The sequence below is a fragment of the Acinetobacter sp. TSRC1-2 genome (assembly GCF_049895885.1).
Classification (GTDB): domain Bacteria; phylum Pseudomonadota; class Gammaproteobacteria; order Pseudomonadales; family Moraxellaceae; genus Acinetobacter.
This window is the reverse complement of the sequence record NZ_JAFCTF010000008.1, coordinates 88,076-112,800: the sequence shown is the minus strand read 5'-3', so window position 1 is coordinate 112,800 and position 24,725 is coordinate 88,076. Positions and strand designations below refer to the sequence as shown.

The window sequence follows — 24,725 nt, the reverse complement described above, 5'->3', positions numbered from 1 at the left end:
TCTGTATAGTTGATTTTTTTAGACTTTGTCTGCGGGAAATTAATGAAAATCAAAAGAATAAGTGAAATAAAGAACTTTTCAATTTTTAAAAATTTTGATTGGTCGCAAAGCCTTTCGCTGGGAAATAATCAATTTTATGACTTTAAAGATATCAACATCTTTTATGGTCGGAATTACTCAGGAAAAACGAGCCTTTCAAAAATTATTCGTTGTTTAGAAACACATAAGTTACCACCTAAGTATGAATCACCGAATTTTAGTATTGAGTTAAAAGCTTCATCCCCAATCACTCACAATACCCTATCTGATTTTAATCACCCAATTCATGTATATAACTCTGACTTTGTAAGGGAAAATTTAAAATTCATACATGATGATACTCAAAACATCCAATCTTTTTCAGTTACTTTAGGTGGCGAAAACCAACAAATATTGGATCGAATTAAGGAACTAGAAACTGAACTCGGTTCAAATACAGAAGATGCTGAAACTGGTATCTATTTAGCAATTAAGAATACAAAAGCAGTAGTAGAGTATGCTGAAAAAAATCTTAATTCCAAAGTTAAAGCTCTTGAGGACTGTCTTACCGATAAAGCAACGAAAAAACCAAATTCCATAAAAAATCAGCATCTCCAATTTGGTGACATTAACTATAATATTAGTAAATTAAAAAGTGACATCGCATCTGTCCAAAATCTCAAGTATGTCCCCTTAATAGATAAAGAAAAAATTGAGTTTGAATCATTAATAAAGCAGCGTGACTTACCTGATCCACCACTACCACCAACCTATAATTTAAATTTTTTAGACCTTATTCACTCCACTGATTCGACATTGAAAACAATCGTAAGTGGTTCTGAAAAAATTGAAGAATTAGTCAAAAACAATGACCTTAATACATGGGTTCAAACAGGTCATGAACTTCATCATGACCGAACTAAATGTGCTTTTTGTGACAATCAGATCTCTGATCAAAGAAAAGAAAAATTAAGAAATCACTTCGATCAGGAAACTCAGAACCTCCAAAATCGAATTTCAAAAGGTATACATTTTCTAGAAGATCAATTAGAAAATATTAGCTTGAACATCAATTTCGACCTGAATCTTTACTATGAACAACATCATGATGAACTTTCTAAACTAAAAGATGAATTAGAATTAAATCTAGCCAAACAAAAGACTTCAATTCGCCAACTGAAAGTCCTTTTAGAACAAAAGAAAGGGAAGCTTTTTACTGAGTTAAAAGTTGAATACCCTCTAGACCACTCAACTGAAATCCAATCTACTATTACTAAAATTTCTAAGATTCGAACTAGCTGTATTCAATTCACAACTGACCTGAGTGAAAAGCAAACTGAAGCAAAAAAAGCATTGCGCTTAAACGAAGTTTATCATTTCCTACAATATATTAATTTCAATATTCTAAATTCTGACATTGAAACTTTAAGACTATCAGCTACAACACCAACTCAAGACCTAACAATACTTAATGTAAAAAGGAATAAAATACTTGCAGAAATTCAAATTGAAGAAAATAAGCTCAAGACAGAAGAAGAAGCCTGCAAGCGAATTAATACTATCCTTAATCATGACTTCGGACATCAAGCTTTAAGCTTAGAACCTATTGAAAATCTACATGCACAAAATATTCATTTCGAAATTCAACGTAATGGCTGTAAAGCCTACAACTTGAGCGAAGGAGAACAAAGCCTGATTTCTTTTTGCTATTTCTTAGCAAAAATTCAAGATTCTCTCGATCAAGATAAGAAACCAATTATTTGGATTGATGATCCTATTTGTAGTTTAGATAGTAATCATATTTTCTTCATTTATACCTTAATCAATGAAAAAATATGCTTACAAGGAAATTTTTTACAGTTATTTATATCTACTCACAATTTAGACTTTCTCAAATATTTAAAAAGATTAAATACCAAAGTTAAGCGAAGCGATCAAAATATTACTTTAGAAGCTTGCAAGTATCTAATCTCAAGGACAGAAAATAATTCCCACATATCAAAAATGCCAAAATATATGAGTGAATATGCAACAGAATTTAATTACCTGTTCAATCAAATTCATACTTGTGCTACTACAAATCTAATTAGTGATCACAATTTTAGTAGTTTTTACAATTTCAGTAATAATGCTAGAAAATTTATAGAAATATATTCCTTTTATAAATTTCCTACTTATATGAAATATGATGATGACCGCCTGAAAGAGTTTTGGAATGATGATATTTATAGATTATTTATAGGAAGAATAAATAATGAATATTCACATTGTTCAGGAGTATTAGAAAGAGGTATGAGCATAATGGATGAACCTGAGATGCAACGTGCTGCCCAAGCAATTATAGAAAAAGTTCAAAAAGATACTGATCAGTATAATTCTCTGTTGGAAAGTATCGGTATCACCGCTTCATAAATAAACTCAATAAAAAAAGAGCGCCTAAGCGCTCTTTTTCAAATAGTTTTCTTCACTGCCGCGCGCAGAGCGCTTGGCGTAATTTAGGCAAGAAGCTTCGCTTCTTGAAACCCCTAAATTACTCCCATTCAATCGTTGCAGGTGGCTTAGATGAAACGTCATATACAACACGTGAAACATCTTTAATTTCGTTCATGATACGAGTCGAAATCTTATCAACCAGTTCATATGGAAGATGAGCGAAACGTGCTGTCATGAAGTCAACCGTTTCAACCGCACGAAGCGCAATTACCCATGCATAACGACGACCATCACCTACTACACCAACAGATTTAACCGGTTGGAATACAGCGAATGCTTGTGCAGTTTTGTCATACCAACCGCTGGCACGAAGTTCTTGCATGAAAATATCATCAGCTAAACGAAGGATGTCAGCATATTCCTTTTTCACTTCACCCAAAATACGCACGCCCAAACCTGGACCCGGGAATGGATGACGGTAAAGCATCTCGTGTGGCAAACCTAAAGTGGTGCCTAAACGACGTACTTCATCTTTAAACAAGTCACGAATTGGCTCAACCAATTCAAAAGCTAAATCTTCCGGTAAACCACCCACGTTGTGGTGTGATTTAATCACGTGTGCTTTACCGTTTTTAGTCGCAGCAGATTCAATTACGTCTGGGTAAATCGTACCTTGAGCCAAGAAGTTTACGCCATCTAAACCGCGTGCCTCTTCAGCGAAGACTTCAATGAATTCACGGCCAATGATTTTACGTTTTTTCTCAGGATCAACTTCACCTGCAAGCGCAGTTAAGAAACGCTCTTCAGCATCAGCACGAATCACACGGATACCCATGTTTTTCGCAAACATATCCATCACTTGCTCGCCTTCGTTCAAACGAAGCAAACCGTTGTCTACAAATACGCAAGTCAACTGATCGCCAATCGCGCGGTGTAACAGTGCAGCCACAACAGATGAATCTACGCCACCTGAAAGACCGAGCAATACTTTTTGATCGCCGATTTGAGCACGCAATTGTTCAACACGTAGGTCAATAATATTTTCAGAATTCCAAAGATTACGACATCCGCAAATGCTATGGACAAAGTTAGATAATAACTCTGCGCCTTTGGCCGTATGCGTTACTTCTGGATGAAACTGTACACCGTAGAAACGACGTTTTTCATCGCTTACCGCAGCAAATGGACAGCTTGGTGTGCTGGCAGTCACAGAAAACCCTTCTGGAATTGCACTTACTTTATCGCCATGGCTCATCCAAACATTCAGTTTGTTTTCACCATCGTTTAAATCGCCTAGAAGTTGGTCACGGACTAAAACGTCAACCGCAGCATAACCAAATTCATGCACTGTACCTGGCTCTACTTTACCGCCAAGTTGTTCAGACATGGTTTGTAAGCCATAGCAAATACCCAATACAGGTATACCCAAGTTAAATACAACTTCAGGTGCGCGTGGACTACCTTCTTCATGAACACTTTCAGGACCACCAGACAAGATGATACCGTTTGGATTAAATGCGCGAATGTCTTCTTCAGACATGTCATAGGCATACATTTCAGAATATACACCAGCTTCACGTACACGACGTGCAATAAGCTGACTGTATTGAGAACCGAAGTCCAAGATCAGGATGCGGTCTTCAGTGATTTGAGTATTGGTAGTCATGACAAACAACTATGTAAGGCAAACGAAATAAGCGCTGCATTCTATCATTTTTCATCGCATTAAGCACACTATTCGCACAAGGCTTGCATTCAATTGATTGCATTATATTTCGATCATAAAAAAGCACCCTTTCGAGTGCTTTTTCATTTTTCTATTTTAACTGCATCTATATCTGTTGGTTCATTACGATGAGTGTCAAATTTATCCCTTACTTTAACTTTATCAACTAAATTCAAGTCTATCGGTTTGAAAAACTCATCTTCCTCATCACTGCTGGTTATACCAAGTCCATTTACCAGATTGATTTTCCATTTTTCCAATTTGAACCACATCGATATCCGTCGCTTGACCAGTATTGGCATCCACTTCACCAATCACCTTAACCTTATCACCTGCTTTCAAGCCCATCGGACTCCATAAGTCAGAATCCACTTCTATACCAATTTTGCCCGAGCTATCTTTCAGTTCAAAATGATCCTTATGGGTTTTTCTAACAATTACGCCAGAGAGCGTGACCGCAGTTTCATCAGGGAGTTGTTTTGCTTCTGCAACAGTCACCATGTTTTGAGCAGCTTCAGTCATGATCACCTGATCACTTTTACCTGCCCACGATGTTGTAGAAAACATTAAACCAGAGACAAAAAGTACCAATAACATTTTCTTCATGATTGACTCCACTAGGGTAGCTTCATCAATCTTTATTGAAGCAAAATTCGAGTAATTTGTACGCAGCTTTTATGTACTGTGCATAGGTTTTATGTAATTACAAAAATAAAATAACCGGGCTAAAGTCATCTCATTTTTAGATTCGATCATGCTTTCTCAATCATGTAATCTATACTAAATTTTCCTGCGCCATGCAGCATCAGAAACAATAGTCCGCCGGTCATGGCCATGTTTTTCATAAAGTTAATCGCATCTTCAGCCCCACCATGGAACAGCAAAGCAGTGATTAAACTAAATCCGGCTAGACCCAATGCTGCAAAACGGGCCTGAAAACCCAACAACAAAGCCAAGCCTCCACCAAACTCAACCAAAATCGTTAAAGGTAACATCATCCCGGGTACACCCACCGATTCCATATAACCCACCGTGGCATTATAAGCCATGATTTTCCCCAGCCTGCCATAATAAAAATACAAGCCATAAGGACACGTGCTATCAGGCTAATCAAAGCATCACTTTGTGAGCCTTGAACCAGATTTTTTACCGCAACATTCGGATTGAACATGAGACCACCTATTCGATATTTTTTAATGCTGAATTCATACTAGGGTGATTTTATTGCCAAATAAAGCAGCAATTTATAGATACATCGTTGCAAATATAGAATGATAAAACCGGAATTTATTTACTTTTTTATACTGACTTTCCTACCTTAGACTGCTAGGATTTCAGCACATTTTCGCTGTCTGTGACCCCATGGAACTGATTGATTTTATATTACATGTTGATGACCATCTGCTCGAATTTATCACCAATTATGGCGTCTGGATTTATGCCATTCTCTTCCTCATTATTTTTGTGGAAACCGGTTTGGTGGTTATGCCATTTCTACCGGGGGATAGCTTATTATTTGCTGCGGGCGCATTAGCGGCTTCAACTGGGGCAATGGATCCTGTGGTGTTGATGATCCTGCTCTTTATTGCTGCCGTATTAGGCGACACGCTGAATTATCACATTGGTAAATTTGTCGGACCACGTGTTTTTGAAATGGAGTCGCGTTTTATTAACAAACAGCATTTAACCTATACGCAAAAATTCTTTGAAAAACATGGTGGTAAAACCATTATTTTTGCGCGCTTCGTACCTTTTGCACGTACCTTTGCTCCATTTGTGGCAGGTGCCGGCAGCATGAATTACAAATTCTTTCTGACTTATAATCTGATTGGTGCATTCTGCTGGGTGGGTTCATTTATTACTTTGGGCTATTTATTTGGCAATATGCCGATTGTAAAAGACAATTTCACTCATCTGATTTTTGGCATCATTATTATTAGCGTACTGCCCGGTATTATTGGTTTTATTCGTCAAAAGCTGAAAAAGGCAAATTAAATTAGTGTATTACAACGTTTATAAAAGTTAAAAGAAACGAATCACCACAGGTAACATACAGGTAATTAATAACATGGCCGATCCTTTATATAAAAGATCGGCTTTTATTTGCTTGGATTGGCCGGCCAAAATTGCACTTCCAAACGACATCCAGAACATTACCGTAGGTAATAACACCAAACTGAATGCTGCAAACACCAAAACAAAATTGGTTGGATTATTCCAGGTTTCAATCGGTAAAATGCCCGTGGCAAATAATAAGGCTTTAGGATTTTTAAAGGTGGAAAAGAACAGTTGTCGAGGCCGGATAGAAGGATGACGTTGATTATGCTTTTCTAAATCTGAAGCTTTCCATAGATGGAAAGCCATCCAAACCACATAAAGAGCACTAAAAAAATGCACAATGTGAATAAAGTTAGGCCAGACTGGACTACATAAATGAATCAGCAATGCCCATAAATTAATCGCATAAAAATATCCGAGCAACTCTGCTGGAATAAATAAACTGGTCTTGGCAATGCCTTGTTGATGTGCCGAGCTTGCAAGTAATGCGTTAGTTGGACCCGGGATCATCAGAACCGCAATCATTGCCAACACAAAAAGCCAACTCTCAATCATAAAGACCTGATATCACCACTAGAAGAGTGGCACACCTTATACGAAAGTCATAAAAAGTGACAAGTATTTCGATCAGAAAATCATAACCTTATACGTTTAAATTTCATTCTCAAAAAACCAAGTATTTGATATTAAAATTATTTTCTTGAAACATTTTGCTAAAATTTTATCACTCTGCTGTATCTTTAATCCACACAACAGAGTGATTATTCAAATCATTTTTGTACTTTATTACGAATAATAATCGGACAATTTTTGAATTGAGCCGCCTGAACCACAGCTTCCTGTTCGCCTAACAGACGTGATAATTCAGTTTTTTTGGTATTTGAAGACTGTCCCATATTGACTGAAACACTTGGGCCAATACCCCAGCCACCACGACTGCCCCAACCACCGCCAACACCGACACCCACGCCTACACCAGTGCGCTTCGGTGTCTGTACACCATTGTCGACATATTGCTGAATGCGGTTATATTCACTTTGTAATTGTTGACAGTTCAATGCCTGATACTGCGTTGGTGATACATAAGTCGGTTTGACCGTGGTCGCACATGCAGCTAATACAAGCGTACTACCCACTAACAGGCTTAAATACATTGTTTTCATGTAAAACCTCAAATCTTATTTTGCTCAATTTCATTGAACAATGATTGATAGGCTTGCGTCAATTTATGATCAGTAGCCAAATGAATTAAAGGCTGATTTTTAAGATGTGATTCTTTCATTAAAATTGACGGCGGCAACATACTTTCTAAAACAGGCAAACCTTCATCTTTCAATTGCTGTACCACTTCACGTGGCAATTTTGCCTGAGCTTGAAACTGATTCACCACAATGCCTTCAATTTCCAGACGGTTGTTATGATCATCTTGGGTTTCGATGACATTTTCAATCAGGGTTTTTAAAGCACGTTTCGAGAAAACATCACAATCAAAAGGAATCAGTACTCGCTCTGCGGCAATCAGTGCAGATAAAGTAAAGAAGTTGAACGCGGGTGGCGTATCAATATAAACCCGGTCATATTGTCCAGCCAACTGTTGCAAGGCATCACGTAATTTATAAATTTTATGTTTCGATTCTAAAGCATGTGCTAGTGCACCCAAGGTCGGACTGGCAGGAATCACATCCAGATTCTTAAATGGTGATTGATGAACATAGCTTTCCAGGCCTTTGGAACGATTCTTTAAAATTGAACCAATCGCATTGCTTAAAAGCCCTTTACTTTGGGTGTTGCCCAGGACTTCTTCAAAATAATTTTCAACATTCGGCTCCAATGCAGGTTTATCAACCGAGTAAGTCGCATCATCCCCCAACAAATATTGACTGGAATTGGCTTGTGGATCGAGATCAATCAGCAAAGTTTTAAAACCTTGATGTGCACTGATTGCCGCTAAATTTACGGCAATACTTGACTTGCCTACCCCACCTTTTTGATTAAAAACCACACGTGTCCGCATTGCAGCCCTCTATGCTTTATATTTATGTATTACTTACAGTTTAACCTACCCGCCTTGCTTCAAAAACAATTATGTCTAACAATTAACCGAAATTTGGCTTAATAATAACTAGGCCAATAATCCCAATCAGTGAGACCACAGCAATGGCTAAGCCTGCACGACGTTGTGCCAATAAAATACTGTCATCTTTTTTATACGCTTTGATTAAAGATGAAAACAAAACCAAGAATAAAACCACTTTGGCATAGAACCATGGTTGCACTTCAAAATTTTTAATTACTAAAGAGGTTACACCAGTCAATATAATTAAGGTCATCGACAAATGTTGAAGTGCCACCAAGAGTTTCCGTGCTACAGGATTAGGCTGATTCCCTTGAACCCCGACAAACAGAGTAAAAGCTCGAGCAATCAGCACACCAATCAGCAATGCCACAATGCTCATATGTATAATTTTAACAGTCAGCTGCATGTCCATTGTTCAATATCCCTTATTCAGATTTAGGTGCATGGGCACAGTCAGGACTCGGCGTGGCTTGTCCTTCCCATTCCGACGGAACAAAAGCGTGGATTGCCAGTGCATGAATACGGCTTGGGCTCAGTAAATCACCTGCAGCAGCATAAATTTTTTGATGACGTTGCACTAAACGTAAACCCTGAAAAATATCACTGACCACAATCACTTTAAAATGCGATTCTTTACCCGGGAAATAACCGCCATGACCTGACGATTCATTTACCACTTCTAAATGTGTCGGAGATAAATCCTGAAGGCGTTGAATCAGTTGTTGTTCTAAAGTCATAATCATATTCCCAAATTACTTAAGCGCTGGGTTGATTATAGCCTGTTCCGCTTCAATCTTTACCCTAAACCCGCTAAATCATTCAACAGTTTTAATGAGTGATCATTCTGATTTAGATTATTTTTGCTTACAAAATCATCAAAAGCCTGGAAAATGGTTTTATTTTATGCAATTGATACAAGTTTTTTCACAAAGTTATTGACCCTGTTTTTGCATACTGTATTATACACGGCATGCGGGAATAGCTCAGTTGGTAGAGCATAACCTTGCCAAGGTTGGGGTCGGGAGTTCGAGTCTCCTTTCCCGCTCAAATTTTTAAGTGTAAGTTTTTTATAAAACTGCTCAATTTGCGGAAATAGCTCAGTTGGTAGAGCATAACCTTGCCAAGGTTGGGGTCGAGAGTTCGAGTCTCTTTTTCCGCTCCAAATTCAAAAAGCCCTTATCGGAAGATAGGGGCTTTTTTTATATTGATTTTTAAGTATATTTTATATATTTCATTCAATATATCTCAGGTAACTTTATTATTTCTCATCGCAATATAATTTAGCTTTGTGACCAAATCGTGCCCAACTTTTATAAATGATCTTAAATTACATTAAATTTTCTTAAACTATTTACAAAATATCCAGTCATGTCATTTCGCTTTCTTAAAGTCTATTTTAAGCAAAAAATTGTGACCATGGCCATTTTTTTATGACCAAATAACTATTCAACACCATGATTATTAATAATTTTATCAAAAAAAATAAATCTCCGACTTGGATATCTAAATGCTCACACATACGATCAATTGTATCTAAGTCGATTCGGGTCAACTCTCCATCATAAAGTTTATGCAAAGTCGTTTTATTAATTCCAGTACCACCAATTAAATCAGCAACCCGCATTTTTCTTTCTGCCAATAAAATTGGTAATTTGCAAATAACCAATAAAAATTCTACCAATCCAATGAATTCTTACAGGAATACAATTATGACATCTACCTACCTTGCCGCCCAACAACTGGCTGAAAAAATTCAGTACGACGCTCGTACTATTCGCAACCAACTTAAAGACAGTATCTTTAATGAAGGTGTTCACTACATCCGTCCTTTTGGTGGTTAATGTGTGCTGATAAAAACATAGGCTTGAACTTGGTAAATAACCATATTCATGAGGAGTTTACATGAGCAAAAAACAAAAGATTTATAACGATCAATTCAAAGCTGAAGTCATTAAATTGATTGAACATAAAGATGACAATGTCAGTGCTACTGCACTTGAACTTGGCATCTCAATGCGGACACTTTCAAATTGGTTCAACAAGGCCAAAGCCGGAAAGCTAGCAGGGACAAAACAAGATAATCCAAATTTTATTGCCCCTATTAGAAGAAAAAAAATTGAAGAATCTGCTTAAACTTTCTGAAATGGAGCGAGAATTCTTAAAAAAAGTGGCAGCGTACTTCGCCAAAGAAAATCAGTGAGGTACGCACTAATGAAAAAGTATAAATCTTCTTTCCCGATTAGTTTCATGGCTCGTCAATTGAGTGTTTCTATTTCAGATTTCTATGAGTGGTTGCGTAACGGATTGAGCCGTCGAGCTATACGATTTAATCAAAAATCAATCCTCGTTAAATGAGTGCAGCTAGAAACTCAAGAAATTTATGGGCAATTTACTTGGCGCTATTTTACTGATTTTCTCCGCAGCCATCTTGTCTTTACAGACACAAAAAACCCGGCAGGTGTCGGGCTTTTTTCATTAAATTTAGGAAGCGAGCAAATTGCGCAAGACATAGTGCAAGATACCACCGGCCTTAAAGTATTCCACCTCATTCAAAGTATCAATGCGACACAACACTTGAAAATGGCTACACGTACCATCGGTATGTTGCACATCGACTTCCAGCATTTGATGCGGATGAATATCATCCGACAAGCCTAAAATTGACAGTGTTTCATGTCCGGTTAGGTTCAATATCTGCCGATTCTGACCCTCTACAAACTGTAAAGGTAACACCCCCATGCCGACCAGATTGGAACGGTGAATCCGCTCAAAACTTTCAGCAATCACCGCTTTCACTCCCAATAGGTTGGTGCCTTTGGCCGCCCAGTCACGTGAAGAACCGGTGCCATATTCTTTCCCGGCAATAATCACTAGCGGGGTTTGTTCTGCCTGATAGCGCATTGCCGCATCATAAATCGAGAGTTTTTCTGCACTTGGAATATGCAGGGTATTGCCACCTTCCTCCCCACCTAGCATTTCATTTTTGATGCGGATATTGGCAAAGGTGCCTCGCATCATCACCTCATGGTTGCCACGGCGGGAGCCATAAGAGTTAAAGTCTTTTGCATCAACCCCTTGTTGCTGCAAATATCGTCCGGCAGGACTATCTTTTTTGATATTGCCTGCAGGGGAAATATGGTCCGTCGTGACTGAATCGCCCAATACAGCCAAAATCCGTGCCTGTTTGATCTGCTGAACTGGTCGCACCGGCTGATCAATTTCTGCAAAAAAGGGTGGATGTCGGATATAGGTCGATTGTTCATCCCAAGCATAGGTTTGACTTTGTGGAATCTGGATCGCTTTCCACTTAGCATCGCCTTCAAACACTTCCGCATATTCTTTATGGAACATCTCGGTATTCACGTTCTGCAGTGCGGCATCGATTTCCACTTGGGTCGGCCAGATATCTTTTAAATAAACCGCTTGGCCATCAAAGCCCTCACCTATCGGCTCAGTAGTGAGATCAGTTCGAATATTCCCGACCAAACCATAGGCAACAACCAAGGGTGGAGACGCTAGCCAGTTGGTTTTCACCAATGGATGCACCCGTCCTTCAAAGTTACGGTTTCCGGAGAGCACTGAGGCTACATTCAAATCGAAACATTGCACAGCCTCTTCAACCGCTTCAGGCAAAGGTCCAGAATTACCAATACAGGTGGTACAACCATAACCAACCAGGTTATAACCCAGCCGATTCAAATAAGGCATCAACCCTGCTGCATTGAGATAATCGGTGACTACTTTGGAACCTGGAGCCAGTGAACTTTTCACCCAAGGTTTCCGCTGCAAACCTTTTTCGAGTGCTTTTTGGGCTAATAGTCCTGCTGCCAACATGACACTGGGATTCGAGGTGTTGGTACAGGAGGTAATGGCTGAAATCACCACATCGCCATGCTGCAACAGATATTTTTTATCATCAATGACACAAAAAGCACTTTCATGGGGCAGATTGGCTTGTTTCGCTTCAACAGCCATGCCTCCCCCCCCTTCATTTTCCAGACGCTCTTTTTCCTCTTTGACCGGTTTCAACGTCAGTTCCATGAAGGCATCAAAGGTTTTTGGCACTTGCGACAATAGCACACGATCCTGCGGACGTTTCGGACCCGCCAGACTGGCTTCTACCGTCGACATATCTAAAGCCAGAGTGTCTGTAAAGACTGGTTCATCCCCCGGATTGCGCCACAATCCTTGCAACTTGCTATAGGCCTCTACCAAGGCAATTCTTTCGGGCTGACGTCCAGTTAAACGTAAATAGGAAAGAGTCACCTCATCAATCGGGAAAAAGCCACAGGTAGCGCCATATTCGGGTGCCATATTGGCAATAGTGGCACGGTCAGCCAATGGCAAATCGGCCAGACCATCGCCATAAAATTCGACAAATTTTCCAACTACGCCTTTTTTGCGCAGCATCTGGGTAATAGTCAGGACCAGATCAGTTGCTGTAATACCTTCTTTGAGTTTACCGATGAGCTTAAAGCCGATCACTTCCGGAATCAGCATGGAGATCGGTTGGCCCAGCATAGCCGCTTCCGCTTCGATGCCGCCTACCCCCCAACCTAATACGCCTAAGCCATTGATCATGGTGGTATGTGAGTCAGTACCGACCAAGGTATCAGGAAAGGCAAAGTGCTGCCCCTCGACATCATTGCTCCAAACAACTTGTGCCAGATATTCCAGATTGACCTGATGGCAAATCCCGGTTCCTGGCGGTACCACGCGAAACTGATTGAGTGCCGCCTGTCCCCAACGCAGAAACTGGTAGCGCTCGCCATTGCGTTGCATCTCAATTGCGACATTCTGCTCAAAAGCTTGCGGGCTGGCAAAGTAATCAACCATCACCGAGTGATCGATGACTAAATCCACCGGTGACAACGGATTAATTTTTTCCGGATCACCACCGGCTTTGGCCACCGCTGCACGCATCGCAGCAAGATCAACCACTGCGGGAACACCGGTAAAATCCTGCATCAGCACCCGTGCCGGACGATACTGGATTTCCTGTTCTGAGGTCTGGTTGTTTAACCACTCTGCCAGCGCATGAATATGCTCGGTTTTCACCGTGAGCTGATCTTCAAAACGCAGTAAATTTTCCAGCAAGACTTTTAAAGATTTTGGCAGCCGGGACAGGTCGCCCAACTGCACTTGCAATTTGGATAGGTTGAAAATCTGATAGTGTTCTGAACCGACGGTTAATGTTTCTAAGGTATTAAAACTATTGATATCACTATACTTAGCCATCTAGTTTCCCTCCGGCTTGAGATGTTATTTTTATGATCACAGTCAACCACTTCTTTACTTACTGTATGCCAACTGCGCGGCGGGTTTGTTATTATTTATTATCGGATTGCGCTAGGCAGTTAAAATGCAGGGCTGCTAGATTGTAAAGTCTAATTAGATTTCTTTAATCTAATAGGATCTAATCAGCTAATACAGCACTTCATTACCAATCTATCCTATCAACCGGTACATTTCATGTAGCCGCCTTTACTGTGGCTGAGTTTAAATCAGCCAGAACTTTAAACTACAGTAACTTTTCTTCGCGTTGCACACTTTTGTACCAACAATGTTCGCGAAAAAGTAATTGCATTCAAGCAAGCAGTCTTCAATGTAGTTTTAATAATCGAGATGATCATTGTAAAAAGCTTTTTATTTCTGATGTCCCAAAATGGGCAATGGAAACTCGTCCCTGCCTACGATATTACTTTCTGCGAAGGCCCAAATGGATATTATGGGTGAGGCGCTGGAGATTACTCAACAAGCCATTGTCAAACTAGGCACGCAAGAGGCAAATCTTTCTGTTAAAGAAGGTGATGAAATTACTAGCTCTATTTGTGAGGTTGCAAGCCGATTCAATAAAATCACTCAAGAAAGATTACCTGAGCAGATTCGATCAGAAACCCTCCAGATGATCCAAAGCCGGATTGAAAATAAATTGGCCTTTTAACTAAAAAATAAATACCGATCATTCATCAATATTTTGATTACTTCTACTTGCGAAATTCAGTACTCAAAACCAACTTTTTACCAATCAGTAAAAACTAAAAATAGTAAAATATTTATGTTGGTAATTATTATTGGATTTATATAACTTTCAAAGTGGCCAACATTTTTTTACCCAGTCTATCCTAAATGATAAATAAGAATATTAAAAATATAACTATATGTTTTATATAGACTTAAATTAATGTCATTTTAATATATTTAATGTAATTTATGTCGGTGACTCTTGCCAAGGTTGGGGGGCGAGAGTTCGAGTCTCTTTTTCCGCTCCAAATTCAAAAAGCTCTTATCGAAAGATAGGGGCTTTTTTTATGCCGTAACAGTTTAAAATTCAATCCATCATTCCCATTTTGCATAAGCTTCTCATTATTTATGTCTTTCAATTGCTTAAAGATTAGGCATAATCAAGGCTTTTTAAAATAAAGTCCTCTTTTCAAGCATTCCACGACTGTGTATAACAATGAGCAGTTTAGGGAAATCAATAAGCATAGGCAAATGACGTCAAAACACGTTAGACTATGCAGCAATCAATGCAAGCAAAATGTCATTTGAGACAAAAAGAAGGTGAAGATTGATGCCGCTCAATACCGTTGAAGAGCTCGTAGCAGATATCCGTGCAGGAAAAATGGTCATCCTGATGGATGATGAAGATCGTGAAAATGAAGGTGATTTAGTCATTGCGGCGACACACGTACGTCCGGAAGACATCAACTTTATGATCACCCATGCACGTGGTTTAGTCTGCCTGACTTTAAGTAAGGAGCGTTGTCAACAGTTAAATCTACCCCTTATGGTCGATGCTAACGGTGCACAACACGGTACCAACTTCACACTTTCAATTGAAGCCACGAATGGCATTACTACAGGTATTTCCCCTGCAGAACGCGCACATACAATTCAAACTGCGGTTGCGGCACATGCGAAACCGGCGGATATCGTACAACCCGGTCATATTTTTCCATTGATGGCTCAACCAGGTGGGGTATTGCACCGTGCCGGTCATACTGAAGCCGGCTGTGACTTGTCTCGTTTAGCAGGTCTTGAACCCGCTTCTGTAATTTGTGAAATTATTAATGAAGATGGCACAATGGCACGCCGTCCAGACCTTGAAGTTTTCGCAGAAAAACATGGTTTAAAAATTGGTACGATTGCTGACCTAATTCACTATCGTATGACCAATGAACAAACGGTTGAACGCATTGATCAACAAACGCTAGATACCGAATACGGTACCTTTGAATTGTTCCGTTACCGTGAACTGGGTAACCCAGATATTCATTTGGCTTTGGTCAAAGGTCAGCCCAAAGAAGGTGTCACCACTGTGCGTGTCCATGGCTTCAATCCGGCACGTGACTTACTTAAACTGAATAAACAAGACGGCGAACCCGCTTGGAATTTAGATAAAGCATTGAAAACGATTGCCGATAGTGATCGCGGGATCTTGGTCTGGATTGGTCAACGCCACCTACAAGATTTAGGTCCTGCACTGGACAGCTTAACTGCACCGAAACCAAAAAAATCCAATGCTGCCCTTTCACAGCAATATCAAACCATTGGTGTTGGCGCACAAATTTTACGCGATTTGGGCGTTGAAAAAATGAAGCTGCTTAGCTCTCCATTACGTTTCAATGCACTCTCAGGCTTTAACTTAGAAGTGGTGGAATATGTCACCGCACAACAAACATCTTAAGAAATAAACGAGGTTGCTATGGCAGTTCGCCGTATTGAAGGTATGTTACATCTCGCGAGCGAAGGCCGTTACGCGATTTTAGTCGGTCGCTTTAATAGCTTTGTGGTTGAACATTTGCTAGAAGGTGCAATTGATACATTGAAACGTCATGGTGTATCAGAGGATAATATCACTGTTGTTCACGCACCTGGCGCTTGGGAACTTCCTGTCGTTGCAAAAAAACTTGCCGCTTCAGATCGTTTTGATGCGATCATTGCACTTGGCGCCGTGATTCGTGGTAGCACGCCTCACTTTGACTTTGTGGCGGGTGAATGTGCCAAAGGTTTAGGCGTTGTTGGCCTGGACACTGGCTTACCAGTCATCAACGGTGTATTAACTACGGATAGTATTGAACAAGCGATTGAACGCTCTGGAACAAAAGCAGGTAATAAAGGTGGTGAAGCTGCCCTTACTGCAATTGAAATGGTTAACTTGTTAAAGGCTATTTAACGCTATGTCGCAAACACTTCAAGCAACTTATGCAGCAAAACGTAAAGCACGCCGCTTTGCTGTACAAGGAATTTATGAATGGCAGATGAGCCACAATCCGGTACATGAGATTGAAGCACGTACGCGTGTGGAAAATGCCATGCATAAAGTGGATCTGAGCTATTATCATGAATTGTTGACTCAAGTGGTTGCCAATCATGAAGCATTGGATGCGCTCTTAATCCCAGTACTGGATCGCGAACTTTCAGCACTTGATGGTGTTGAACTTGCGACTTTACGTCTAGGTGCATATGAATTGAAAGATCATCTTGAAGTTCCTTATCGCGTCGTTTTAGATGAATCAATTGAGCTTGCTAAACACTTTGGCGGTGCAGACAGCCATAAATACATCAATGGTGTATTGGACCGTTTAGCCACCAGCTTACGTGCAGCAGAAAAGCAACAAGCCAACTAATTTTTAAGTAGATTTGTTGTATGGCTGAGTTTTCGATTATTGACACCTATTTCAATCGTCAGACTGTTACCTCTACCGATGTCAATTCTGTCGATTTAGGTATTGGTGATGACTCAGCCTTGCTTACTCCCCCACCCAACCAGCAACTGGTCATCTGTGCCGACACCTTGGTTGCGGGTCGACATTTTCCTTTAAATACCTCTGCACATGCCATCGGTTGGAAATCTGTTGCTGTCAATTTATCAGATATTGCTGCAATGGGTGCCAAACCGCATAGTATTCTTCTTGCATTGAGCCTACCCACCATTGATCATGACTGGCTGAAAGGCTTTAGTCAGGGTTTATATGAGTGTTGCGATCAATTTGGAGTCAGTTTAATTGGTGGTGATACCACTCAAAGTCCTCATTTGACCATTTCTGTCACTGCCCTGGGCTGGATTGAAACAGGCAAAGCCGTAACACGTTCTGGTGCTCAAGTAGGGGACTATGTTTGCGTAAGCGGAACAGTTGGCGATGCAGCGTACGCCTTGCAACATTTGGGACATCCTTTACAACAACGTCTCGATTACCCAACGCCACGTTGTCAGCTCGGTCAACAGTTAAAAGGCTTAGCCTCAAGCATGATTGATGTATCAGATGGCTTGGCCCAAGACTTAGGGCATATCCTTAAAGCATCGCATGTCGGTGCAACTTTGGATTTAGACCAACTACCGATTAATGCCGCTTTAAAAAAATTACAACAAGAAAAGCAATGGCAATACGCACTCGCGGGTGGCGACGACTATGAATTATGCTTTACAATAAGCCGGCAAAATTATGAAAAAATTTTGCAACAACAATTAGATGTCAACATTACCAAGATTGGACAAATTACCCAACAAAAAGGCTTAACTTTTGTGCAGAATGGCGTAGATCATTCGCTGCAATTTTATGGATACCAACACTTTGCATAAACCCAGCATTAACTTTAAAGACATGTCATGGTCAAACCGCTGCATCGTGTTTTGTGGTCTGGGATTTGGTTCCGGACTTGCCCCTAAAGCACCCGGAACATTCGGTTCCGCTTTTGCATTGCTGTTTATTCCTGCATGGTTAAGTCTGGGTTTTTTAAATAGCCTTTTTGCCATTGTCATCATGTCCTTAATTGGCATATATATTTGTGGTCAAACTGCCAAAGTCATGGGTGTTCATGATGATGGTCGTATTGTCTGGGATGAGTTTGCCGGGCAGTCTATTACCTTTTTACCTCTCATTTATTTAGGGTACATGAGCTGGCTATGGGTATTGGTGGGATTTGCCTTATTTCGTTTGTTTGATGTATGGAAACCTTGGCCTATTCGCGTAATCGATCGTCAAATCGGTGGCGGCTTTGGCATTATGTTTGACGATATTATCGCCGGCATTTGGGCTGCACTATGCATTTACATTTATTTATCTTTCATGATGGCTTAAGCTAAAAATTGTAGGATTACATATGTCTACTAGCGTTATTATTCTTGCTGCAGGTAAAGGAACACGTATGCGTTCGAATTTACCGAAAGTATTACAACCCCTTGCAGGACGTCCTTTGCTGCGCCATGTCATTGAAACGGCAAAAAAACTCAATGCAGCAAATATTATTACCATCTATGGCCATGGTGGCGATAAAGTACAGCAAACCTTCGCGCAAGAACAAGTTCAATGGGTCGAACAAGCAGAACAACTCGGTACAGGCCATGCCGTTAAAGTCACTTTACCTGTTCTTCCTACTGATGGCGTTTCAGTGATTCTTTCAGGCGATGTGCCTTGCATTACCCAAGAAACTTTAGAAAAGCTGTTAGCTGTTTCACGTGAAACAGGCATTGGTCTTGTCACATTAACCTTGAATGACGCAACAGGTTATGGTCGTATTGTGCGTGAAAATGGGCAAATTCAAGCCATTGTCGAACATAAAGACGCTTCTGAAGAACAACACCAAATCAAAGAAATTAATACTGGTATTTACTGTGTCAGCAATGCAAAACTGCATCAATGGTTACCCAAGCTTTCCAATGAAAATGCGCAAGGTGAGTATTATCTGACTGATATTGTCGCTATGGCAATTGCTGATGGTCTTGAGGTGGCTTCTGTTGAACCGGAACTTGCTTTTGAAGTTGAAGGGGTCAATGACCGTGTACAACTGGCAGCCTTGGAACGTGAATTCCAAAGTTATCAGGCAAAAAAATTAATGCAGCAAGGTGTGCATTTGATCGACCCTGCTCGTTTTGACTTACGTGGTAACTTAAGCGTTGGTCAGGACGTTCGTATTGACATCAATGTGATCATTGAAGGTGATTGTGAATTTGGTGATCATGTTGAAATTGGTGCAGGCTGTATTATCAAAAATACCGTGATTGCATCAGGTACCAAAGTTCAACCGTATAGCATCTTTGATCATGCTGTGGTGGGTAGCGATGCTCAAATTGGGCCATTTGCACGCTTACGTCCAGGTGCAAAATTGGCAAATGAAGTGCATATTGGTAACTTTGTTGAAGTTAAAAATTCAAGTATCGGTCTTGGGTCTAAAGCCAATCACTTCACTTATTTAGGTGATGCTGAAGTGGGTGCAGGTTCAAATATTGGTGCGGGCACCATTACCTGTAACTACGATGGTGCAAATAAATATAAAACTATTATTGGCGATGCTGCTTTTATTGGTTCAAATAGCTCACTGGTTGCTCCTATAAGTATTGGAAATGGGGCAACAATTGGCGCAGGCTCTGTAATTACTCGTGATGTTGCCGAGAATAGCCTGGCTTTTGAACGCTCCAAACAACTGGTTAAAGAAAACTATCAACGCCCCCAAAAACTGAAAAAATAAGAGGATTTAAATATGTGCGGAATTGTCGGTGGCGTTGCTGAACGTAATATTAGCAATATTTTAATTGAAGGCCTAAAACGTCTTGAGTACCGTGGTTATGATTCAGCCGGTGTTGCGCTGATTAATGGTGGCCATGTACTCCGTGAACGTCGTGTCGGTAAAGTAGTTAATTTAGAACAAGCGGTAAATGAGGCTGAGATTCAAGGTTCACTCGGTATTGCACACACCCGTTGGGCAACCCATGGCAAACCGACTGAAAATAATGCTCATCCGCATATTTCAGGTACTGTTGCCGTTGTTCATAACGGAATCATCGAGAACTACCAGGAACTTAAAGATGATCTTGAAGCTTTAGGTTATGTGTTTACCTCACAGACAGATACCGAGGTAGTTGCACATTTAGTCAATGATGCCTTGAAATCGACTTCTAGCCTGTTAAGTGCAGTACAACAAGTGGTTCCGCAGCTCAAAGGGGCTTATGCACTCGGAATTGTACATACAGATTACCCGGATGAACTGATTACCGTTCGTGAAGGTTCACCTTTAGTGATTGGTGTCGGGATTGGCGAAAATTTTATCAGTTCGGATCAACTGGCTTTACTTCCAATTACCAACCGCTTTATTTACCTTGAAGAAGGGGATATTGCGCGTTTAACCCGTACCAGTATTGAAGTATTTGTAAATAATCAATTGGTTGAGCGTCCTGTTAAAGAACTGGATGCGACTGTAAGTAATGCTTCTAAAGGTGAATACAAACACTACATGCTCAAAGAAATTTATGAGCAACCAGAAGCGATTCAACAAACCATCTCCCAAGCCTTAAACGGAAATATTTTACGTGAAGATTTCTTAAAAGAGGCTGTGGTTGATTTTGAAAAAATTAAACAAATACAAATAATTGCCTGCGGTACAAGTTACCATGCCGGTATGATCGCAAAATACTGGTTCGAGCAACTGATTGACCTGCCTTGCCAAGTTGAAATTGCCAGTGAATTCCGCTATCGCACCCCAGTAATTGTAAATAACACCCTCTATGTGTGTATTTCTCAATCAGGTGAAACAGCTGATACTTTGGCTGCGCTTCGTGATACACAAAAACGCGCTGCTGCAAAAAATTTAAAAATTGCAACCCTGACCATTTGCAACGTGGCAACCTCTTCAATGGTTCGTGAAACCGACCATAGTTTACTCACTTTGGCGGGGCCAGAAATTGGGGTGGCATCGACCAAAGCCTTTACCACGCAACTTGCCGCACTAATGTTGTTGGTTTTAAAAATTGGGCAAGTGAAGCAAAGTATTACTGCTGAGAAAACCACGGCGATTATTACTGATTTATGGCATGCCCCCAAAGTAATTTTAGATACCCTGCAAAAAGATAAGGATATTTTGCGTTTATCTGAACTCTTTGTAGAAAAACAACACTGCCTCTTCCTCGGTCGTGGCACTGAGTTTCCTATCGCACTTGAAGGTGCTTTGAAACTGAAAGAAATCTCTTATATTCATGCTGAAGGTTATGCTGCAGGTGAACTCAAACATGGTCCACTCGCACTGGTGGATAATGACATGCCTGTCGTCATTCTTGCCCCTAAAGATGACATGCTGGATAAACTCAAATCCAATATGGAAGAAGTTCAAGCCCGCGGTGGTGAGCTGTTTGTCTTTGCCGATGAAAACAGTGGAATTAAAGGAAAAGACCGTCAACATGTAGTACATGTTCCAAGTATCAGCCCGATCCTTGCTCCAATTGTTTACAGTATTCCTGTGCAACTATTGTCTTACCATGTAGCAGTATTACGTGGTACAGATGTCGATCAACCTCGAAATCTGGCAAAATCCGTTACAGTCGAATAAAACAATGAATAAAGGCTGGTTTATGTATTTAGGTAATAAAGTATCACCCTAGGTAATATAATTTCATCCTGAGTAATAAAGTATCATCCTATATTGCTTATATATTAATCGCCTGCTATTCTCAATTAATAAGGAATAGCGGGCGATTTGTTATGGCAACAGAACATCAGCAGAAACGCTGGATCAAAGAAGGACGCGGTCAAGGCTATTTAAAAGATTATAAGCCATGGATTACTGTACGAGATGTTAGTTCAAAAGGTCGTTCTCACCGAGTTTTTGGTCATACAACAAAACGTACACATCATTTATTATCCGATTTGGAACTTGCAATTTTTCTACTTCTAGACTGGAATCCGTTAATTACTGATATTAGAGAGCTATTTCCCTTGCCTCTCAATGCTACGCTCGAAATTTCAGAACAAGCTCAAATCTCTCACCCTAAAGTTAGAGATACTCTACAAACTATAAGTTCAAGTTTTTATGTAAATAGTCAAAGTACTAACCAACCAAATTTTGTCATCCGAACTAAATACACAAATGACTTACAGAATGAGAGAATCATTGAAAAACTAGAAATTGAGCGTAGATATTGGAAAAGTACAAAAACACCTTGGTACCTCCTTACAGAAAAAGAAATTCCTTCAGTTGTTTTGAATAACATCAAATGGCTTTATCCAGCCATGAGAAAATCTAGTACTGAAATGTACGACCGCTTAAATGATTATATTCATATATTTACACAATATCCTGAACTCGATTTAATTGCTTTAAGTAAAAAAATAGATCAAGCATATAATTTAACGATTGGTACGTCTTTAGCTGAGCTCCGAGAACTGCTCGCTCAACGTTATTTTATTTTCGATATAACCAAGGACTATAAAAAGATTAAAGCTTCTGAGATTAAGTTAGGCAATTTTGAAATATGGGAGGAAATTCGCCATGTTTCGAATCAATGATGTATATAAATTTCAAGGAAAAGATTACCGTCTTCTTAAAATTACTCCTTATCATATTGCATGGATTGATTTAAACAATCCAAATGCAAATCCCTTTTTAATTGAAAAAAAAGAATTTATTGCAGCCATAGAAGCTGGTGAAGCAGAAATAATTGAAGATCCTTTTGCCAATATTGCCTTGATTAATGTTGCAGAAGGAAGTGTACAGCAAGAAAAACGTGATACAGGAATGAGAATCATAGAGTTACTCATCTCTCATGAACATTTCTATGATCCATCTATTCGTTTTAGCCTTGTTAAAATAATTATTGAACAGCATAAAACAACCCATCAAACTATTTATAGATTAGCACGTCGATACTGGCAACGAGGTCAAACGCCGAATGCGCTTATTCCAAGTTATAAGAATTCCGGTGCTAAGGGTGTTAAGCGTATTGCAACAGATAAAAAACTGGGTAGACCAAGAAAATATGCTGAAGGTATTGGTGCATTAATTGATAAAAACATAGAACGGCTATTTAGAATTAATATCAATAAATATATGTTAACGAAGGATAAAAATTCTTTGAGTTATGCCCATCGTAAATTTTCTACGATGTATCATTCATTATTTCCTGATGTTCCTGATAGCGAAATTCCGACAATCTGGCAGTTTAAATATTTTTATGAGCGTGAATTCACGAAAGTAGCTCAACTTACTGCTCGAACTAATCCAATCATCTATGCAAAAGACATTCGAGAGCTCTATTCAACTGTCAACACCCAAGTCCTAGGGCCAGGTTCTCGCTATGAAATTGATGCAACCATTGCTGATATTTATCTTGTATCAGATTCTGATCGTGCCTGTATTGTTGGACGGCCGACTATTTATCTAGTTGCTGACGTATTTAGTAGAATGGTGGTTGGTTTCTATATTGGATTTGAAAATGCTTCCTATGTAACTGCAATGCAAGCTCTACAAGTTGCCATGACGGATAAAGTTGAGTTGTGCAAACAATATGGTTATGAAATTACACATGATGACTGGCCATGTATTGGATTACCCGATGCTATTTTAGCAGATCGGGGTGAATTATTGGGACATCAGATTGAAGCTTTGGAATATAACTTTTCTATTCGTATCGAAAATACCGCACCTTACCGTGGAGATTTAAAACCCATTGTTGAGCGTTATTTCAGAACTATTCAGGCAAAATTTAAGCCTTTTGCTTCTGGTGTAGTACAACAGGTTAAAGAAAAAAAACGTGGGGGCTCTGACTACCGATTAGATGCAACCCTTACAATAACTGAATTTAAGCAAATCATTATTGGTTCAATCCTCACACATAATTCGTCACATCAATTAACAACTTATGATCGTGATATAGATTTGCCTTTAGTTCCTATTCATTTATGGAATTGGGGAATACAACATCGCGTAGGTCGATTAAAACAAGTTTCTGAAAAAGCGTTGCATATTGCTTTATTACCTAAAGTTAAAGCAACCTTATCTGATCTTGGATTAAAGATGTTTGGAGTGTTTTATCATTGCACTGAAATATACGAACAAGGCTGGATGCATCGTAAAAAATCTATTTCTCGTCCAGAATCACTTCAAGTAGCTTATGATCCAAGCAATGCAGAAATGATTTATGTATTTTATGAGGAGCATAGTTTAAATTATTGGGAAGCTATCCTTTCTCCAAGATCAAGAGAATTTACGGGGTGTAGTTTTTGGGAAGTTTGGCAGGTTCAACACGAACAAAAGAAAATGAAAGCCGCTCAAAATCTGAAAACCAATAGGTCTCAAGCATATCTTGAAGAACATATTGAATCAATTATTGCTCAGGCAGATGCCAAAAAACCTTCTTTAACATCCAGTAAAAAAGTACGTTTGACTAATCTTCGGGAAAATAAACAAGCCGAAAAAGATCGTGAAAGATTGAAACAGAAAAACCATAGTCAAAAATCATCAAAAAGTGCATTGAATGTTCTAGAACACCCTGAACCGCCATTAGAAACAGTAAATAATATTATTCACATGCCTAAGTCTAGACAATCCATAGATTTAGACAATGATGAGGATTACAAACTACGTTTTGGTATTTATCAAGATTTGCTGGATGATCTTGAAGATTCTAACGATGAAAATTGA

21 protein-coding genes, 2 tRNA genes and 3 pseudogenes are annotated in these 24,725 nt (G+C 39.6%); 16 read left to right on the top strand and 10 right to left on the bottom strand.

The annotated features are described in order from the left end of the window. The first annotated feature begins 42 nt into the window (after positions 1-42). Positions 43-2,430: an AAA family ATPase gene (locus ACP69Y_RS10130; RefSeq protein WP_425918276.1), complete on the top strand. Its 2,388-nt coding sequence runs from the start codon at positions 43-45 to the stop codon at positions 2,428-2,430. Between the two features lie 118 nt (positions 2,431-2,548). On the opposite strand, the gene guaA is transcribed toward ACP69Y_RS10130, so the two are convergent. The 3 genes and pseudogenes from guaA to ACP69Y_RS10115 form a co-directional block, all read right to left on the bottom strand. Then, entirely contained in the window at positions 2,549-4,117 is a 1,569-nt protein-coding gene (gene guaA, locus ACP69Y_RS10125) for a glutamine-hydrolyzing GMP synthase (RefSeq protein ID WP_131217742.1), read from the bottom strand. Between the two features lie 267 nt (positions 4,118-4,384). Next, positions 4,385-4,783, bottom strand: coding sequence for a NirD/YgiW/YdeI family stress tolerance protein (locus ACP69Y_RS10120; protein ID WP_425918275.1), 399 nt, complete (start codon positions 4,781-4,783; stop codon positions 4,385-4,387). Positions 4,784-4,929: 146 nt separating this feature from the next. After that, positions 4,930-5,348 (bottom strand): annotated as a pseudogene (locus ACP69Y_RS10115) (DoxX family protein). A gap of 191 nt (positions 5,349-5,539) precedes the next feature. Between ACP69Y_RS10115 and ACP69Y_RS10110 the strand changes: the two are divergent. Next, a complete protein-coding gene (locus tag ACP69Y_RS10110; protein ID WP_425918274.1) occupies positions 5,540-6,172 on the top strand; it encodes a DedA family protein in 633 nt (210 codons plus the stop codon). 27 nt (positions 6,173-6,199) lie between these two features. On the opposite strand, the gene ACP69Y_RS10105 is transcribed toward ACP69Y_RS10110, so the two are convergent. The 5 genes from ACP69Y_RS10105 to ACP69Y_RS10085 form a co-directional block, all read right to left on the bottom strand. Continuing rightward, positions 6,200-6,790 carry a LysE family translocator gene (locus tag ACP69Y_RS10105; RefSeq protein WP_425918273.1) on the bottom strand — a complete coding sequence of 197 codons (591 nt, stop codon included), beginning with the start codon at positions 6,788-6,790 and terminating at the stop codon, positions 6,200-6,202. A gap of 215 nt (positions 6,791-7,005) precedes the next feature. Continuing rightward, positions 7,006-7,398: a hypothetical protein gene (locus ACP69Y_RS10100; protein ID WP_425918272.1), complete on the bottom strand. Its 393-nt coding sequence runs from the start codon at positions 7,396-7,398 to the stop codon at positions 7,006-7,008. Positions 7,399-7,406: 8 nt separating this feature from the next. Then, on the bottom strand, positions 7,407-8,249 hold the full coding sequence (locus ACP69Y_RS10095; protein WP_425918271.1) for a ParA family protein: 843 nt from the start codon (positions 8,247-8,249) through the stop codon (positions 7,407-7,409). A gap of 82 nt (positions 8,250-8,331) precedes the next feature. Further along, entirely contained in the window at positions 8,332-8,724 is a 393-nt protein-coding gene (locus ACP69Y_RS10090; RefSeq protein ID WP_425918270.1) for a SirB2 family protein, read from the bottom strand. Between the two features lie 13 nt (positions 8,725-8,737). After that, complete coding sequence (locus ACP69Y_RS10085; protein ID WP_131217750.1) at positions 8,738-9,049, bottom strand: BolA family protein; 312 nt, start codon at positions 9,047-9,049, stop codon at positions 8,738-8,740. Between the two features lie 235 nt (positions 9,050-9,284). Between ACP69Y_RS10085 and ACP69Y_RS10080 the strand changes: the two genes are divergently transcribed. Further along, positions 9,285-9,357 (top strand) — tRNA-Gly (locus ACP69Y_RS10080). A gap of 41 nt (positions 9,358-9,398) precedes the next feature. Further along, positions 9,399-9,474 (top strand) — tRNA-Gly (locus ACP69Y_RS10075). 234 nt (positions 9,475-9,708) lie between these two features. On the opposite strand, the gene ACP69Y_RS10070 is transcribed toward ACP69Y_RS10075, so the two are convergent. Then, positions 9,709-9,978 (bottom strand): helix-turn-helix domain-containing protein, encoded by a 270-nt coding sequence (locus ACP69Y_RS10070; protein ID WP_425918325.1) that lies wholly within the window; start codon positions 9,976-9,978, stop codon positions 9,709-9,711. 43 nt (positions 9,979-10,021) lie between these two features. Between ACP69Y_RS10070 and ACP69Y_RS10065 the strand changes: the two genes are divergently transcribed. Both ACP69Y_RS10065 and ACP69Y_RS10060 read left to right on the top strand, forming a co-directional pair. Next, complete coding sequence (locus tag ACP69Y_RS10065) at positions 10,022-10,153, top strand: hypothetical protein (protein ID WP_425918327.1); 132 nt, start codon at positions 10,022-10,024, stop codon at positions 10,151-10,153. Between the two features lie 61 nt (positions 10,154-10,214). Beyond that, a pseudogene (locus ACP69Y_RS10060) lies at positions 10,215-10,664 on the top strand (transposase); the annotation flags it as partial. 129 nt (positions 10,665-10,793) lie between these two features. Here ACP69Y_RS10060 and acnA read toward each other — a convergent pair. Then, the gene (gene acnA / locus ACP69Y_RS10055) at positions 10,794-13,550 is read right to left on the bottom strand and encodes an aconitate hydratase AcnA (protein WP_425918269.1); all 2,757 of its coding nucleotides are present in this window, start codon (positions 13,548-13,550) and stop codon (positions 10,794-10,796) included. A 236-nt stretch (positions 13,551-13,786) separates the two neighbouring features. Here acnA and ACP69Y_RS10050 point away from each other — a divergent pair. The 10 genes and pseudogenes from ACP69Y_RS10050 to ACP69Y_RS10005 form a co-directional block, all read left to right on the top strand. Continuing rightward, positions 13,787-14,256, top strand: a pseudogene (locus ACP69Y_RS10050) (HipA domain-containing protein); the annotation flags it as partial. Between the two features lie 630 nt (positions 14,257-14,886). Continuing rightward, positions 14,887-16,002 (top strand): bifunctional 3,4-dihydroxy-2-butanone-4-phosphate synthase/GTP cyclohydrolase II, encoded by a 1,116-nt coding sequence (gene ribBA / locus ACP69Y_RS10045; RefSeq protein ID WP_425918268.1) that lies wholly within the window; start codon positions 14,887-14,889, stop codon positions 16,000-16,002. A gap of 18 nt (positions 16,003-16,020) precedes the next feature. Next, positions 16,021-16,491: a 6,7-dimethyl-8-ribityllumazine synthase gene (ribH, locus tag ACP69Y_RS10040; RefSeq protein WP_004649641.1), complete on the top strand. Its 471-nt coding sequence runs from the start codon at positions 16,021-16,023 to the stop codon at positions 16,489-16,491. Positions 16,492-16,495: 4 nt separating this feature from the next. After that, positions 16,496-16,945, top strand: coding sequence for a transcription antitermination factor NusB (gene nusB, locus ACP69Y_RS10035; protein ID WP_131217754.1), 450 nt, complete (start codon positions 16,496-16,498; stop codon positions 16,943-16,945). Positions 16,946-16,965: 20 nt separating this feature from the next. Then, complete coding sequence (gene thiL / locus ACP69Y_RS10030; RefSeq protein ID WP_425918267.1) at positions 16,966-17,898, top strand: thiamine-phosphate kinase; 933 nt, start codon at positions 16,966-16,968, stop codon at positions 17,896-17,898. Beyond that, the gene (locus ACP69Y_RS10025) at positions 17,876-18,397 is read left to right on the top strand and encodes a phosphatidylglycerophosphatase A family protein (protein WP_425918266.1); all 522 of its coding nucleotides are present in this window, start codon (positions 17,876-17,878) and stop codon (positions 18,395-18,397) included. Before thiL ends, ACP69Y_RS10025 begins: the two co-directional genes overlap by 23 nt. Positions 18,398-18,419: 22 nt before the next feature. After that, complete coding sequence (gene glmU / locus ACP69Y_RS10020; protein ID WP_425918265.1) at positions 18,420-19,784, top strand: bifunctional UDP-N-acetylglucosamine diphosphorylase/glucosamine-1-phosphate N-acetyltransferase GlmU; 1,365 nt, start codon at positions 18,420-18,422, stop codon at positions 19,782-19,784. Positions 19,785-19,796: 12 nt separating this feature from the next. Then, the gene (gene glmS / locus ACP69Y_RS10015) at positions 19,797-21,635 is read left to right on the top strand and encodes a glutamine--fructose-6-phosphate transaminase (isomerizing) (RefSeq protein ID WP_425918264.1); all 1,839 of its coding nucleotides are present in this window, start codon (positions 19,797-19,799) and stop codon (positions 21,633-21,635) included. A gap of 152 nt (positions 21,636-21,787) precedes the next feature. Beyond that, positions 21,788-22,591 carry a TnsA endonuclease C-terminal domain-containing protein gene (locus ACP69Y_RS10010; RefSeq protein ID WP_425918263.1) on the top strand — a complete coding sequence of 268 codons (804 nt, stop codon included), beginning with the start codon at positions 21,788-21,790 and terminating at the stop codon, positions 22,589-22,591. Continuing rightward, positions 22,575-24,725: a transposase gene (locus ACP69Y_RS10005; RefSeq protein WP_425918262.1), complete on the top strand. Its 2,151-nt coding sequence runs from the start codon at positions 22,575-22,577 to the stop codon at positions 24,723-24,725. The genes ACP69Y_RS10010 and ACP69Y_RS10005 overlap by 17 nt, the downstream gene beginning before the upstream one ends.